Annotated in this window: 12 protein-coding genes; 4 read left to right on the forward strand and 8 right to left on the reverse strand. The window is 64.6% G+C overall.

Annotated features, from left to right (window positions below):
- The first annotated feature begins 2 nt into the window (after positions 1 to 2).
- Genes P8T11_RS17265 through P8T11_RS17275 form a run of 3 tightly spaced genes read left to right on the forward strand, consistent with a single transcriptional unit; the run spans position 3 to position 4,354 of the window.
- Positions 3 to 1,010 carry an ABC transporter substrate-binding protein gene (locus tag P8T11_RS17265; RefSeq protein ID WP_268080824.1) on the forward strand — a complete coding sequence of 336 codons (1,008 nt, stop codon included), beginning with the start codon at positions 3 to 5 and terminating at the stop codon, positions 1,008 to 1,010.
- Position 1,011: 1 nt separating this feature from the next.
- Complete coding sequence (locus P8T11_RS17270) at positions 1,012 to 1,791, forward strand: SDR family oxidoreductase (protein ID WP_268080823.1); 780 nt, start codon at positions 1,012 to 1,014, stop codon at positions 1,789 to 1,791.
- Positions 1,792 to 1,834: 43 nt separating this feature from the next.
- Positions 1,835 to 4,354, forward strand: coding sequence for a mechanosensitive ion channel family protein (locus P8T11_RS17275; protein ID WP_268080822.1), 2,520 nt, complete (start codon positions 1,835 to 1,837; stop codon positions 4,352 to 4,354).
- A 294-nt stretch (positions 4,355 to 4,648) separates the two neighbouring features.
- Here P8T11_RS17275 and P8T11_RS17280 read toward each other — a convergent pair whose 3' ends face one another.
- Complete coding sequence (locus P8T11_RS17280) at positions 4,649 to 5,119, reverse strand: Lrp/AsnC family transcriptional regulator (RefSeq protein ID WP_268080821.1); 471 nt, start codon at positions 5,117 to 5,119, stop codon at positions 4,649 to 4,651.
- Between the two features lie 254 nt (positions 5,120 to 5,373).
- Here P8T11_RS17280 and P8T11_RS17285 point away from each other — a divergent pair, with 254 nt between their 5' ends.
- The gene (locus tag P8T11_RS17285; RefSeq protein WP_268080820.1) at positions 5,374 to 6,279 is read left to right on the forward strand and encodes an EamA family transporter; all 906 of its coding nucleotides are present in this window, start codon (positions 5,374 to 5,376) and stop codon (positions 6,277 to 6,279) included.
- 86 nt (positions 6,280 to 6,365) lie between these two features.
- Here P8T11_RS17285 and P8T11_RS17290 read toward each other — a convergent pair whose 3' ends face one another.
- From P8T11_RS17290 to P8T11_RS17320, 7 genes are all read right to left on the reverse strand, one after another.
- Positions 6,366 to 7,400, reverse strand: coding sequence for a Bug family tripartite tricarboxylate transporter substrate binding protein (locus P8T11_RS17290; RefSeq protein WP_268080819.1), 1,035 nt, complete (start codon positions 7,398 to 7,400; stop codon positions 6,366 to 6,368).
- Between the two features lie 177 nt (positions 7,401 to 7,577).
- On the reverse strand, positions 7,578 to 8,363 hold the full coding sequence (gene otnI, locus P8T11_RS17295) for a 2-oxo-tetronate isomerase (protein WP_268080818.1): 786 nt from the start codon (positions 8,361 to 8,363) through the stop codon (positions 7,578 to 7,580).
- 60 nt (positions 8,364 to 8,423) lie between these two features.
- The gene (locus tag P8T11_RS17300; protein ID WP_268080817.1) at positions 8,424 to 9,365 is read right to left on the reverse strand and encodes a hydroxymethylglutaryl-CoA lyase; all 942 of its coding nucleotides are present in this window, start codon (positions 9,363 to 9,365) and stop codon (positions 8,424 to 8,426) included.
- Positions 9,366 to 9,376: 11 nt separating this feature from the next.
- Positions 9,377 to 10,567, reverse strand: coding sequence for a CaiB/BaiF CoA transferase family protein (locus P8T11_RS17305; protein ID WP_268080816.1), 1,191 nt, complete (start codon positions 10,565 to 10,567; stop codon positions 9,377 to 9,379).
- Between the two features lie 10 nt (positions 10,568 to 10,577).
- On the reverse strand, positions 10,578 to 11,300 hold the full coding sequence (locus P8T11_RS17310; protein WP_268080815.1) for an ABC transporter ATP-binding protein: 723 nt from the start codon (positions 11,298 to 11,300) through the stop codon (positions 10,578 to 10,580).
- Between the two features lie 9 nt (positions 11,301 to 11,309).
- On the reverse strand, positions 11,310 to 13,082 hold the full coding sequence (locus P8T11_RS17315) for a branched-chain amino acid ABC transporter ATP-binding protein/permease (RefSeq protein WP_268080814.1): 1,773 nt from the start codon (positions 13,080 to 13,082) through the stop codon (positions 11,310 to 11,312).
- Positions 13,079 to 13,993, reverse strand: coding sequence for a branched-chain amino acid ABC transporter permease (locus P8T11_RS17320; protein WP_268080813.1), 915 nt, complete (start codon positions 13,991 to 13,993; stop codon positions 13,079 to 13,081). The genes P8T11_RS17315 and P8T11_RS17320 overlap by 4 nt, the downstream gene beginning before the upstream one ends.
- Positions 13,994 to 14,034: the final 41 nt, after the last annotated feature.

A 14,034-nucleotide genomic window follows, 5' to 3' on the forward strand; every position in this document is an offset into this window, starting at 1 on the left:
CCATGCCTCCGCACCCCACCCGCCGCGCCCTGCTGACCGCCGCCGCAAGCCTTGCCGCCGTGTCACTGGCGCCACTGGCCGCGCGCGCCCAAAGCGCCCAGGCTGCCGTATCCGGCAAGGTCACCCTGGCTGGCTGGAGCAAGCCCATCAGCGAAATCACCAACCTGCTGGCCGAACCCGACAAAGGCTTCTTCAAGGCGCAGGGTGTGGAACTGGTTTACCTGCCCGGCGCGGGCGGCGGCGACGCGATCCGCAACATCCTCAGCGGTCAGGCCGACGTGGCCTTCACCGACCCCGGTTCGTTCTTCATGGCCTTGGACAAGGGCGAGAAGCTGCGCGCCATCTACGACATCTATCCGCAGAACGTGTTCAACGTGGTGTCGTTGAAGTCGGCCAACATCACGCGGCCCGCCGACCTGAAGGGCAAGCGCATCGGCGTCTACAGCCTGGCCAGTGGCACCCGCCAGAATCTGCTGGTGATGCTGCACCAGGCTGGCCTGACCGAAGCCGATGTCGAAATCGTGGTGACCGGCGTGCTGAACTTCGCGCCGCTGCTGCAAGGCCAGGTGGATGCCACCGCCGCCACCGACACGGGCCTGCTGGTTGGGCGGCGGCGCGGCCTGGGCGAGGTCAACGTCATGGAAGTGCGCGACACGCTCAACGTGTCCAGCGACCTGTTCGTGGTGCGCGAAGCGGTCTACCAACAAAAGCAGCCGCTGCTGCGCGCCTTTCTGAAGGCGTATCGCGACAGCGCGGCCTGGATGATCGCTCAGCCGGAAGAAGCCGCCACGCTGGCCGGCAAGCGCGCCATCGACGGCACCGACCGCGCAATCAGCCTGGACGTGATCCGGCTGCGCAATGCGGCCTCGACCGCCGCCGGCCGGCCGCTGGGCGCGTTCGACCTGGACTCGCTGCAAAAGGCAGCCGACGCCTACCGCGCCTTGGGCCTGATCGAAAAGCCCATCGACATCGCAACCGTGGTCGACACCGGCCTGCTGCCGGGAGACTGACGTGAACACCCCAAAGAAATTCGCAGGCAAGGTCGTGTTGGTGACAGGCGCCAGCCGAGGCATCGGCGCCGAGATCGCACGTGGTTTCGCGCGCGAAGGCGCGACGGTGGTCGTCAATTATTTGAGCAATAGCGCCGCCGCCGAGTCCGTGGTGGCGCAATGCCAGGCGGCGGGCGGCGACGCCTGGGCCGTGCAGGCCGACGTGAGCTTGCCGGACGCGGTGCGCGCCATGGTGGACGGCATTGTGCAAGACGCCGGTCGGCTGGACGTGGTGGTCAACAACGCCTTGCGGCCATACGCTTTCGACCCCCGCCAGCGGACCGCGTTCGACGCGCTGTCGTGGCAGCACTACCAGTCGCAGTTCGATGGTTCGGTGGGCGCCGCGTTCAACGTCTGCCACGCCGCGCTGCCGCACTTCAAGCTGCGCGCCCAGGGCTGCATCGTCAACATTGCCAGCAACCTGGTCGAGCACCCCGTCGTGCCGTATCACGACTACACCACCGCCCGGGCAGCGCTGGTGGCCTTCAGCCGCAACCTGGCGGCTGAATTGGGCCCCTACGGCATACGGGTGAATTGCGTGGCGCCCGGCCTCGTCTACCCGACCGAGGCCAGCGGCGGTACCCAGGAGTCGTTCCGCGACGCCTTGATAGCCGCGACGCCGCTACGCCGCATCGCCCGGCCCGAGGATGTAGCCGGCCCGGTGCTGTTCCTGGCGTCCGACTGGAGCGGCTTCATGACCGGGCAGGTGCTGTTCGTGGACGGCGGACTAGTGATGCGCTAGAGTGGCTTAGCCCCCGCTTCGCAGCACCCCACGGAGCCGCCCCATGCGCGTCCGAGCACGACTTTTTACCTGCCTGTTCGGATTGATCCTTGGCTTGCTGGGCCTGACCCAGGCACGCCTTGCGCTGGCCGACCCGCCCGCCGCCACGCCCACCACACCCGCGGCACCCGCCGCCATTCAAATGGGCGACATTCCGCTGCGCGCCGACAGCGACACCCGCTACGCCGAAGCCGTGTTGCAGCGCGTCGCCACCACCGATCCCGACGCAAAGTTTGGCCCGCTGCTGGAAGCGATCTCCAAGTCCGCCGACGAAAAACTCTACGAATTCCAGCCAGCCCAATTGCGCACACTGCCCATCATGCGGGTCGAGAGCCTGGAACGGCATTGGGTCTTTGACGCGCACCGGCTGGCGCGCTGGCAGGCGGATCTGCGCCAGGCCACCGCCTGGTACGCCAGCGACGCGGCTGAACTGCTCAGGCGGCGCGACGCCTGGCAGGCCATCAAGAGCTCGGCCTCGGCCGCCAACCTGCCCCCCGCGCTGGCCGACCGCGTGGATGCCGTTCTAGCGCAATTGACCGCGGCCGCGCAGGCGCTGTCCAGCCCGCTGTCCCGCCAAACCGAACTTGAACAGCGCGCCAACGCCATCGAAGAACGCATCAAGGCGGGCCAGCGCGCCGTGGCCGAAGCCATCAATGACATCGACGCGCGCCTGATGCGCGTGGATTCCCCGCCGCTTTGGGATCTGGCCAAGACGCAAGACACCAGCGAAGACACCATGGCCTTGCTGCGCACCGGCATCGACATCGAAGCCCGCTTCGCGCGCGACTACAGCGGCACCGGCAGCGGCAACCAGCGCGTACTGCATGGGATTCAGATCGTGCTGCTGGTGTTTCTGCTGTGGCTGGCCAGGAAGAGCCGCGATGCCATCCGCGCGGGCGTCATGAGCGAAACCGCCGCGGGCGTGCTGGGCCGCCCCTTGTCCACCTGGCTGCTGCTGTCGATGGTGGCCGTGCTGGCGCTGGAGCCCGACGCGCCGCTGATGGTGCAGCAAGTGGCGCTGGTGCTGGCGGCAGTGCCGGTGCTGCGTCTGCTGCCGCCCTCCGCGCGCCGCCAACTGGATCTATGGCCTTATGCCATCACCGCCCTGTTCCTGGCGGAGCGGCTGGGCTTCCTGTTCCTGGCCAACACATTGTTCTACCGCCTGTCCACCGTGGCGCTGACCGGGGTGGCGCTGTCCGCCATCCTGTGGCTGCTGCGCCGTGGTCGGCGCCCCAAGTCGTCCCCCGCCCCCACCCGCCTGGCGGGCATGCTGCGCGGCATCGCCTGGGTTGCGGTGGCGTTGCTATGCGTCTCGCTGGCGGCCAACCTGGTCGGCAATGTCTCGCTGGCCGAAATGCTGACCAGCGCCGTCATCGGTTGCGGCTACTTTGGGCTGGTGCTCTACGCCGGCGTCACCGTCATCATCACCCTGGTGCAGGTGATGTTGGCGCGCCAAGGCATTGCGCGCTTCCGACTGGCGCGCGAACATGCGCCGCCGCTGGTGCAGTTGCTGATCCGCCTGCTGACTGTTGCCGCCGTCGTGGGCTGGGCAGTCTATGCCATGGACCGCTTCCGCATCCTGCGCGCCACCTATGCGTTCACCGCGCAGGTGCTGTCCTACACCCTGACCGTGGGCGAAGTGTCCATCAGCCTGGGCAACGTGCTGCTCTTCCTGATTTCGGTGGTGATTGCGTTCTGGGCCGCGCGCACCATCCGCCTGATCCTGCGCGACGAAGTGCTGACCCGCATGGCGTTGCCGCGCGGCGTGGGCAACAGCATCGCGTCGCTGTCGTACTACCTGGTGCTGCTGCTGGGCCTGGGCATCGCGCTGTCGGCGGCGGGCTTTCAGACCAGCCAGTTGACCATCGTGTTCGGCGCGCTGGGCGTGGGCATCGGCTTTGGCCTGCAAGGGGTGGTGAACAACTTCGTGTCGGGCCTGATCCTGATGTTTGAACGGCCGATACAGCCGGGCGACGTGGTGGATATCAGCGGCACGTCCGGACAGGTGCGCGACATCGGCATGCGAGCCACCCGCATCAAGACCTTCGAAGGCGCCGATGTGATCGTGCCCAACGGCACGCTGCTATCCGACAAGCTCACCAACTGGACCCTGCTGGACCGCAGCCGCCGCATCGAAGTCAGTATCGGCCTGGCCTACGGCACCGAGCCCAGGCGGGCGATCGAGGTGCTGGACGCCGTGGCCCGCGACACGCCCGGCGTCGTCGTCGAACCGGCGCCCACCGTCTTGTTCATGGGCTTTGGCGCCAGCACGCTGGATTTCAGCGTCCGCGCCTGGACCTACGACTTCGACCGCTGGATCAACATCCGCAGCGACCTGATGACGCGCATGGTCGACGCGCTGCGGCAGGCAGACATCGAGATCGCGTTTCCGCAACGCGACCTGCATTTACGCAGCGTGTCGGAAGAAGCGGGCGCGGCGTTGGACGCCGTATTGAGCGGTGCGCGCAAGCCCCAAGCGCCCGCGTCCAACGCCCCCTTGGCGCCCGACACGCAGGCGCGCTAGGCCGGCATCATTTCATGCTGACCGCCCCACCGATGACGCCGATCGCGACTATGTAGGATGGGTGGAGCGCGCCAGATTGAAGGCAAGAACCCCGCTGCCCATCGCGCGAAACCCATCACGCGGCAGTTGCGTTGTGGCTGGATCTGCCGACTATTCACCGCTGCTTGATGGGTTTCGCGCGATATGCGTTGCGTTATTTGCGGGCGGCGGCGCGCGCTGCACCCATCCTACGTGCCTATCGCGGTGATTCGCGGGACGCCTTGCGGCTGGCGGAGCTGGCGCCTTAGACGGGCCTCAAACCGATGTAGTCAGCGGCACCGTCAGCGTGTTCTTCACCGGGTTCATCACCACCAGGGTGGAGAAGCGCTTGACGTTCGGGTTGCCCCAAAAGTGGCGTTGGGCAAAGGTGTCGTAGTCGGCCATGTCGACCATGGTCAGCGTCAGCACGAAGTCGACCTCACCCGTGACGGAAAGGCACTGCATGACCTCGGGCGCGCCCTGCATGGCGCGCTTGAACACGTCCAGCTTGTCGGCGCGCTCGCTCTCCAGCGACACCAGCACCACCATCATGATGCCGCGCCCCACCGCCGCCGGGTCCACCACGGACACGTCGGCCGTCACCACCCCGGCTTCGCGCAGCCGCTTCATGCGGCGCAGGCACGACACGGGTGACAGGTTCACCCGCTGGGCGAGGTCCTGGCTGGTGCGCTGATTGTCTTCCTGCAGGCTTTGCAGGATTTGAAGGTCGAAATCGTCTAGTTCCATGGGGGCTTGGAAACGCTGGGGAGTCGGGCTGAAGCGAATAAAGCTCGCGATGAAAACCGGCAAAGACCGGGCAAACGGTGGCCTACGCAGATTCTAAGCCCGGCCGCGACAGACTCTGGCCCCAATACGACGGGAAACTTCATTTTGTCCCTGCCGGACGCAGGAAATAATCAGGCCGCTTGCTTACACTGGGAACCCTTCACCGCTCTCCCGGTTTTTTTGCATTCCGCAGCATCGCGCCTTACCCCGTCCCCATGACCGCCGCCACCATTAACGCCGGGCACAACGCCCCCGCCTCCACCCTGCTTCCCACGCTGTCGCTGATCGGCGCCATGGCCTCGCTGTGCATCGGCACCTCGTTCGCCAAATCCCTGTTTCCGGAAGTGGGCGCGCAGGGCACGACGGCCTATCGCATCGTCATCGGCGCCATCATCCTAATGGCGTTCTGGCGTCCGTGGCGTTTTCCGCTGACCCGCCAGAACGCCGCCAAGATCGCGCTGTACGGTGTGACGCTGGCGTGCATGAACCTGCTGTTTTACATGGCGTTGCGCACGCTGCCGCTGGGCGTGGCGATTGCCATTGAATTCACCGGGCCGCTGACGCTGGCGGTGGTGCTGTCGCGGCGCGCCATCGATTTTGTGTGGATCGCCTGCGCGCTGGGCGGCCTGGTGCTGCTGATCCCCACCGGCCAATCCCTCCACGACCTGGACCCGACCGGCATCGCCTACGCGCTGGCCGCCGCCGTGTGCTGGGCGCTGTACATCATCTTCGGCAAATTGGCCGGCAACGTGCATGGTGGCCAGGCGACGTCGTTAGGCTTGCTGGCGGCCACGATGGTGGCGCTGCCCGTGGGCGCGGCGCATGCGGGCATGGCCTTGCTGGACCCGTCGTTGATCCTGGCCGGGATCGGGGTGGGCATTCTGTCCAGCGCCTTGCCCTATTCGCTGGAAATGGTCGCGCTGCGGCGCTTGCCGCAGAAGACGTTTGGCGTGCTGCTCAGCATGGAACCCGCCATGGGCGCGCTGGCCGGCGTGATCGTGCTGAATGAACATCTGACCCAGACGCAATGGCTGGCCATCGGCGGCATCATCATTGCATCGGCGGGTTGCGCGGCCACGGCGCAGCGTGGCAAGAAGCGTCAGGCGCCGGTGCACGACTAGGGGCGCGCCCACTCGGCACGATCAGGCACGCACCCGTGCAAGGCCAAGCGCGCACCGGCAAGATCAAAGGGGCGCGCAACCGGCGCTTATTCCACCGAAATACCCTTGTGGCGGATCACCGCGCCCCAGCGCTCGCGCTCTTCGCTTGCATACTCGGCGAATTGCGCCGGCGTGCTGCCCGTGGGTTCCATGCCCTGCAACCGCAGTTGCTTGACCACGTCGGGTGATTGCAATGCCGCCACGATGGCGCGGCTGAGCTTATCGACGATGGGCGCGGGCGTGCCAGACGGCGCCACCACGCCTTGCCATGCCGCGGCCTCGAATGGGTTCGCGCCCGCTTCGGCAAACGTTGGCACGTCGGGCAATTGCGCCGAACGCTGCGCGGCCGGCACGGCAATGGCGCGCAGCTTGCCCGCCTGAATCAGCGGCCGGGCGGCGGCCAGGTCAGCCATCATCAAGGGCACCACGCCGGACGCCACGTCTTGCAACGCGGGCGGCGTGCCCTTGTACGGAATGGCGGTGGCGCGGCCGCCGATTGATTCCAGGAACAGTTCCATCGCCAGATGGTGCGGGCTGCCCACGCCTAAAGACGCATAACTGCCCGGCTGCTCGCTACGCAAATAACGCAAGACGGCCGGCATGTCGGTCAGATCGGAACCCGGCGAGGTCACCAACACGATGGGCAAGGCCACCAAGGTGGACACCGGCGTCAGGTTGCGGCCCGGATCGTAAGGCAGGTTCTTGTATAGCGAGGGGTTCAACGCCAAGGTGCTCATGCCCGCCGTCATCAAGGTGTAGCCGTCGGGCGCGGCGCGGGCGGTTTCTTGCGCCGCGACGATGGTGGCGGCGCCCGGTCGGTTTTCAACGACGACCGGTTGGCCCAGCGCGTCGCCCACGTGCTTGGCCACGATGCGGGTGGCGATATCGCTGCCGCCGCCAGCACTGAACGGCACGAGCCAGCGGATGGGATGATCGGGGAATTCCGCCGCCGATGCGGTGTCGGGCAACACGGTGAACGCCATGGCGCAAAGCGCGGCGGCGCCCCTCAATGCCACGTTGAAAAACGTCGCCTTCAACAACGCCGCCTTCAACACCACGCGCGGCAGGAAGCTGCTAGTCATGTCCTGGTCTCCTCGAACCACGATCGAATAAATTTTTATTAACATATTAATGATTATTGATGCGTACGCAAGCCCGGGAATTTACCGTAAACGGTCACCGGGACGCGGGCAGCGGAAGGTATGGAGACGAGAACAGCAGAAGCGCAAGGCAGGCAGGCCGCCTACCGATTACGCCGATCACGAACGCGCGGCATTGAGCCATCGCAGACCCATCGACGTATCGCTTGCCGGACGGTATTCGCAACCGATCCAGCCGGTGTAGTGCAATTCGCGCAGTACGCTGAACACCCATCCGTAATCGAGCTCACCCCGATCGGGCTCCTGGCGCAGCGGCACCCCCGCGATCTGCAAATGCCCCACCCTGCCGGTTGGCAGATATTCACGCAGTTTGGTGGTGACGTCGCCTTCCACGATCTGGCAGTGGTAAAGATCCATCTGCACTTTCAGGTTCGATGCATTGACGGCCTGCACGATCGCGTGCGCCTCGTCCTGGCGGTTCAGGATATAGCCCGGAATGTCGCGGGTATTGATGGGTTCGATCAGCAAGGTCACGCCGGCCGACCTTGCCTGGCGAGCGGCCCAGTCCAGGTTTTCGCGGTAGCAATCCAGCAGCGCCTCGCGCGGCACGCCGTCCGGCGCCAGGCCCGCCATGACGTGCACGTTGGAACAAGACAGCGTGGTAGCGTAGGCCAGCGCCTGTTCGACGCCTGCCTGAAATTCCGCCTGCCGCCCGGGCAGCGCCGCCAGCCCGCGCTCGCCACGGCTGGTCACGCCCGGTGGCGCATTGAACAGCACTTGCGACACCCCCACCGCATCCATGCGCTCGCGCACGAAGGCAGCGGGTTCCGCGTAGGGAAACATGCATTCCACCCCCATGAAGCCGTCCGACGCTGCGGCGGCATAGCGGTCCAGGAAGGCGTGTTCCTGATACATCATCGACAGATTGGCGGCGAATTTCAGCATGGCGGGGCTCCGGTCCGGGCGGGATTCCCGGCAACTTAGCACACGCCCACGCCACGCGCGCTATCCGGCGGCGTCCGGCGCCGGATGCAGGGTAAGCCGCGGTCCCGCCTTCAGAATCTGGCTGGGGATGTCGTGCCCAACCAGCGCGGGCAAGGTCGCCGCGATACCCAGGATGCGTGTCAGGTCCACGCCGGTGTCGTAGCCCATCAATGCCAGCATGTGCACCAGTTCTTCCGTGCAGACATTGCCGCTGGCGCCAGGCGCGTAGGGGCAGCCCCCAAGCCCGCCCAGCGATGCGTCGAAGCGGTCGATCCCCGCCTCCAGCGCCGCCACGGTATTGGCCAACGCCATGCCGCGCGTGTTGTGAAAATGCAGGGTTGTGGTCAGATCGGGAAACAGCCTGCGGACATCGCGGCTGATCTTGCCTACCTGCGTGGGGTACGCCATCCCAGTTGTGTCGCACAGGGTCACGCCGTCCACGCCCAAGGCGGCAAAGCGGCCCACAAGTTCCAGCACGTCGAAGGCGCTGATGTCGCCTTCCATCGGGCAACCGAACACTGTGGACAGCGACACATTGACCTCAACCTGACTGCCACGCACCGCATTCACCACATCGCTCAATTGCTCGAACGACTGTTCGCGCGACATGCGCAGATTGGCCCGGTTGTGCGTTTCGCTGACCGACATCACCAGGTTGATCTCGTCCACGTTGCACTCCAGCGCCCGTTGCGCCCCGCGTACGTTGGGCACCAGCACCGTGTAGACCACGTCCGGATTGCGCACGATCTGGTGCATCACCGCTTCGGCATCGCGCAGCGCCGGAATTGCCTTGGGAGACGTGAACGAGGTGGCCTCGATCTTGGCAAAGCCGCTTTGCGACAGCGCGTTGATAAAGTCGATCTTGTCCTGCGTTTCAATGAACTGCTTTTCGTTCTGGAAGCCGTCACGGGGCGCAACTTCCTGGATGTACAGCTTCTTGCGGCTTGCGTCCGGTTCGTTCATGTCGGTTCCTTTCAAATGATGCCGCGCTTGCGCCAGTCGGCCCGCTTGGCGTCGTCCACCCCCAGCCCGGCCAACACGGCGTCCGTATCCTGTCCGAGCGCTGGCGCGGCGCCGCGCACCTCACCTGGCGTTTCAGACAGCTTGGGCACAATGCCCGGCAGCTTGATCGGCGTGCCGTCAGACAGCACGTCGTCCAGGATCATGCCGCGCGCCAGGTAATGCGGGTCGGTTGCGATATCGGCTACGTCGTATATCTTGCCGGCGGGAACCTGTCCTTCGTTCAGGCGTTCCAGCACGACGTCCAGCGGATGCTGCCCGGTCCATTGCGAAATGGCCTCGTCCAGCATCACCACATGCCTCACGCGGCCCGCGTTATTTGCCAGGTCGGGCGAGGCCGCCAGGTCGGCGCGGCCGATCACGCCCATCAGGCGCTTGAAGATGCTGTCGCCATTGCCCGCGATCAGCACGTACTTGTTGTCCTGGCAACGGTAGGCGTTGCTGGGCGCGATGCCTGGCAGGCTGCTGCCGGCCGCTTGGCGGACTTCACCAAACACCGCATATTCCGGCAGCAGGCTTTCCATCATGTTGAAGACGGACTCGTACAGCGCCACGTCGATCATCTGACCCTGGCCATTCTGATCACGCGCCCGCAAGGCCAGCAGGATACCGATGACACCGTGCAACGCGGACAGCGAATCGCCAATGGAAATGCCCACGCGCACCGGCGTGCGGTCCGGCTCGCCGCTCAGATGGCGCAGGCCCCCCATGGCCTCGCCAATGGCGCCAAAGCCGGGCAGGTCACGGTACGGCCCCGTCTGGCCGTAGCCCGACACGCGCAGCATCACCAGGCGCGGATTGATCGCGCGCAAATCTTCCCAGCCCAGCCCCCAGTTCTCCATCGTGCCCGGCTTGAAATTCTCGACCACAACATCGATATCCTTGACCAGTGCGCGGATCAGGTCCTGTGCCTCGGGCTGGCGCAAGTCCAGGCTGACCGACTTCTTGTTGCGCGACTGCACCTGCCACCAGACCGACGTGCCGTCGTGGATCAGGCGCCAGTTGCGTAAGGGGTCGCCCTTGCCGGGTGGCTCGATCTTGATCACCTCGGCACCGAACTCGCCCAGCATCTTGGCGGCGAACGGCCCGGCGATCAACTGGCCCAACTCCAGTACGCGGATCCCGCTCAAAGGTTTGGATGACATGATTGCCTCGTCAGTTCTTGTGTTTACCCAAATAGGCTTCGCGCACACGCTCGCTCGCCAACAACTCCTGGCCGGTGCCTTCCATCACGATAGACCCCACTTCCAGCACATACGCGCGGTCCGAAATGGATAGCGCCTGGTTCGCCATCTGCTCGACCAGCAAGATCGTCATGCCGCGTTCCTTCAGCGACTTGATGATCTTGAAGATCTCGGACACGATCAGCGGCGCCAGCCCCAACGACGGTTCATCCAGCATCAGAATGCGCGGCTTGCTCATCAGCGCGCGGCAAATGGCCAGCATCTGCTGCTCGCCGCCCGACAAGGTGCCCGCATACTGATCCCGTCGCTCTTTCAGGCGCGGAAACATCGCAAAGCAACCTTCAATTTCGGCCTCCAGGTCGGCCGGTGATTCACGGCGCAGAAAGGCGCCCAGCATCAGGTTGTCGAACACCGTCTGGTCAGGGAACACCTGTCGTCCTTCCGGCACGTGGGCAATACCCAGCCCCACGCGCTTGTGCGCGCTGACGCCGCCCAGGTCCTGCCCAGCGAACGCGATGGACCCCGTTGATTTCTCAATGCCGGACAGCGCGCGCATCATCGTGCTCTTGCCCGCGCCGTTGCCACCGATGATGGTCACGATTTCGTTCGTGTCCACATGCAGTGACACTTGCTTCAACGCATTGACGGCGCCGTAGCTGACCGCCAGGTTCTTGATATCCAGTAATCGGCTCATGATGGTCTCCTATGCGGGCGCGCCCAGGTAGGCTTCGATCACTTTCGGATTCTCCTGGATGTGGGTCGGCAGGCCGGAGGCGATCTTCACGCCGTAGTCCAGCACAACGATATGGTCCGAAATCGCCATGACCAGATCCATGTGATGCTCGATCAGCAGGATGGTCAGGCCCATGTTCTTGAGCTTCACGATGAGGTCGGTCAGCTGCTCCGTTTCGGCCGGATTCAAGCCAGCGGCGGGTTCGTCCAGCAACAGCAGGTCGGGCATGGCCGCCACCGCGCGGGCAATCTCCAGGCGACGCTGCAAGCCATAGGGCAGGCTGTTGGCCATGTCATCGGCGTAGCGGTCCAGATCAAAGAATTTCAGGATGGCGTACGCTTCACGACGCATGCGCCGTTCCTCGAGCAGGCTGGCCGGCAGGCCCAGCAGATTCGCGAGAAAACCGGACTTCTGCACCCGGTAGAAGCCAACCATGACGTTCTCAAGCGCCGACAACCCGTCAAACAACTTCAAGTTCTGGAACGTGCGCCCAATGCCGGACGCCGCGATCTCGTTGGGAGACAAGCCCACCATTTGCTTGCCCTTGAAGCGAATGCTGCCCGCGTCGGGCGCGACCAGGCCCGACAACAGGTTCAGCGTCGTGGTCTTGCCGGCGCCGTTGGGGCCGATCAGCGACACGATCGAACCTTTCGCCAGGGAAAACGACACTTTGTTGGTCGGAATCACGCCGCCGAATGCTTTGTACAGATCATTCACTTCCAGGAAATCCGGGCCCGCGCTGCGCATGGACTGCCCGCTGGCAAGCGTCGGCGGCCATTCGGCGGCAGCCGCGCTGCGTTCCAATGCATCGTGCTGCCCGCGTTGCGGCAGCAAGCGGCGCAGCAGGCCAGCCAAGCCCTCCGGCATGGCATACAGCGCAAACAGCAAGATCAGGCCGTAGGCAAAGTGCTGCACCTCGGGCCAGCGCGCCAGCATGGCGTCCAACACCGTCAGCACCACCGCGCCCAGGAAAGAGCCCACCGGCGTGCGTCCCCCGAACAACACCAGCACCAGGAAGAACACCGACAGGTTGAAGTTGACGAAATCCGAGTTGATGTACTGATTCTGCTGCGCCACCAACCCACCGGCGATGCCGCAGGTGATGGCGCTGATCGCGAACGCAAGAATCTTGAAACGGTAGACGCTGATGCCCACACTTTCCGCCGCGATCTCGGAGGTGCGCACGGCGGCAAAGCCGCGGCCGAAGCGCCCGCGCAGCAGCAGCGACGTCATCGCATGCAAGGCCAGGCCCAGAACCACTACCACCACCACCCACTGGCGGCTGTCCAGCGTGGCACCGTTGAACGTCAGCGCGCTGATGCCGTAGAAGCCTTCCTGGCCCTTGAACACATCCGTCCATTCCGACACGATCTTTTCAATCAGCAGCCCGAACGCAATGGTGACCATGGCCAGGCTGGGGCCCTTGACCTTCAGCGCTGGAATGGCGATGGCCACGCCGAACACCGCCGATACGCCCGCGGCGCACAATAGCGCCAGCCAGGGGTTGACCTGATAGTTCACCGTCAACAGCGCCACGGTATAGGCGCCCACGCCGAACAGGCCCGCATGCCCCAGCGACTTCTGGCCGGTCTGCCCGACCAGGATGTTGAAGCCCGTGGCGGCAATGTAATAGACCCCGATATTGAACAGGATCAACAGATAGAAATCGTTCAGCCCCGAATAGGCGAACCCCACGGCAAGCGCCGCGATGACAAGCGGAATAAGCAGTTTTGACATGTTCACACCTTCTCCGCATGCACGCGGCCGAGGATGCCCGCCGGGCGGAAATACAGCACGACGATGATCAGCGCGAACACCGCGATTTCGCGCAGGTTCGAATACCACAGGCCGATCAGCGATTCCAGCAAGCCAATCAAAAAGCCGCCGAAGATGCAGCCGCGCGGATTCTCAAGCCCGCCCAAAATGGCGGCCGAAAACGCCTTCAATGACAGCAGCGTGCCCACGAACACCGATGCGGTAGCGATGGGCGCAATCATCACGCCGGCAATGGCGGCCAATGCCGAGCTGATGACGAACACCGCCACAGCTACTGCATTGGCATTGATGCCCATCAGGCTGGCGGTGGACTTGCTGAACGCCACCGCGCGCACCGCCTTGCCCATCTTGGTCTTGTGCAACGCCCAGTCAAACACAATCATCAACACCAGCGTCGTACCGAACACCAGGATCTCTTGAGGGCGCACCCCGGTGCCGAAAATGGTGACGATGCCGTCACCCAGCGGCGAGGCCACCGCGATAGGCGCCGGCCCCCAGATCAGCAGTGCCAGGTTCTGAATGATGATGCCAAAGCCAATGGTGCTCATCACCCACGACAGTCCGGCTTCGCCCACGAAGTGCTTGATGGCCGTGATGTACAGCACGAATCCCAGCAGGCCCAGTATCAGCATGGCCGCCAGCAGCGCGAACAGGAACGATCCCCAGGTCACGTCCTCCGGGTTGGGAAAGCCGATGAGCTTGCCCTGTGTGACCAGCAGGATGGCGCTGATGCCGATCAGGCTGGCCAAGGCCAGGAAGGCGCCCTGGCCGAAGTTGAACGTCTTGGTCGTGGTGTAGGTAATGCTGAACCCGAACGCGACCAGGGCATAGACGCTGCCCATGGCCAATCCACTCAATATGGCTTGTAGTATTTGCATGCTGAAGGCCCCCCTTTTGACGACTCCCGCGCAAGGCCTGC

The organism is Achromobacter spanius (assembly GCF_029637605.1).
Lineage (GTDB): Bacteria > Pseudomonadota > Gammaproteobacteria > Burkholderiales > Burkholderiaceae_B > Achromobacter > Achromobacter spanius_E.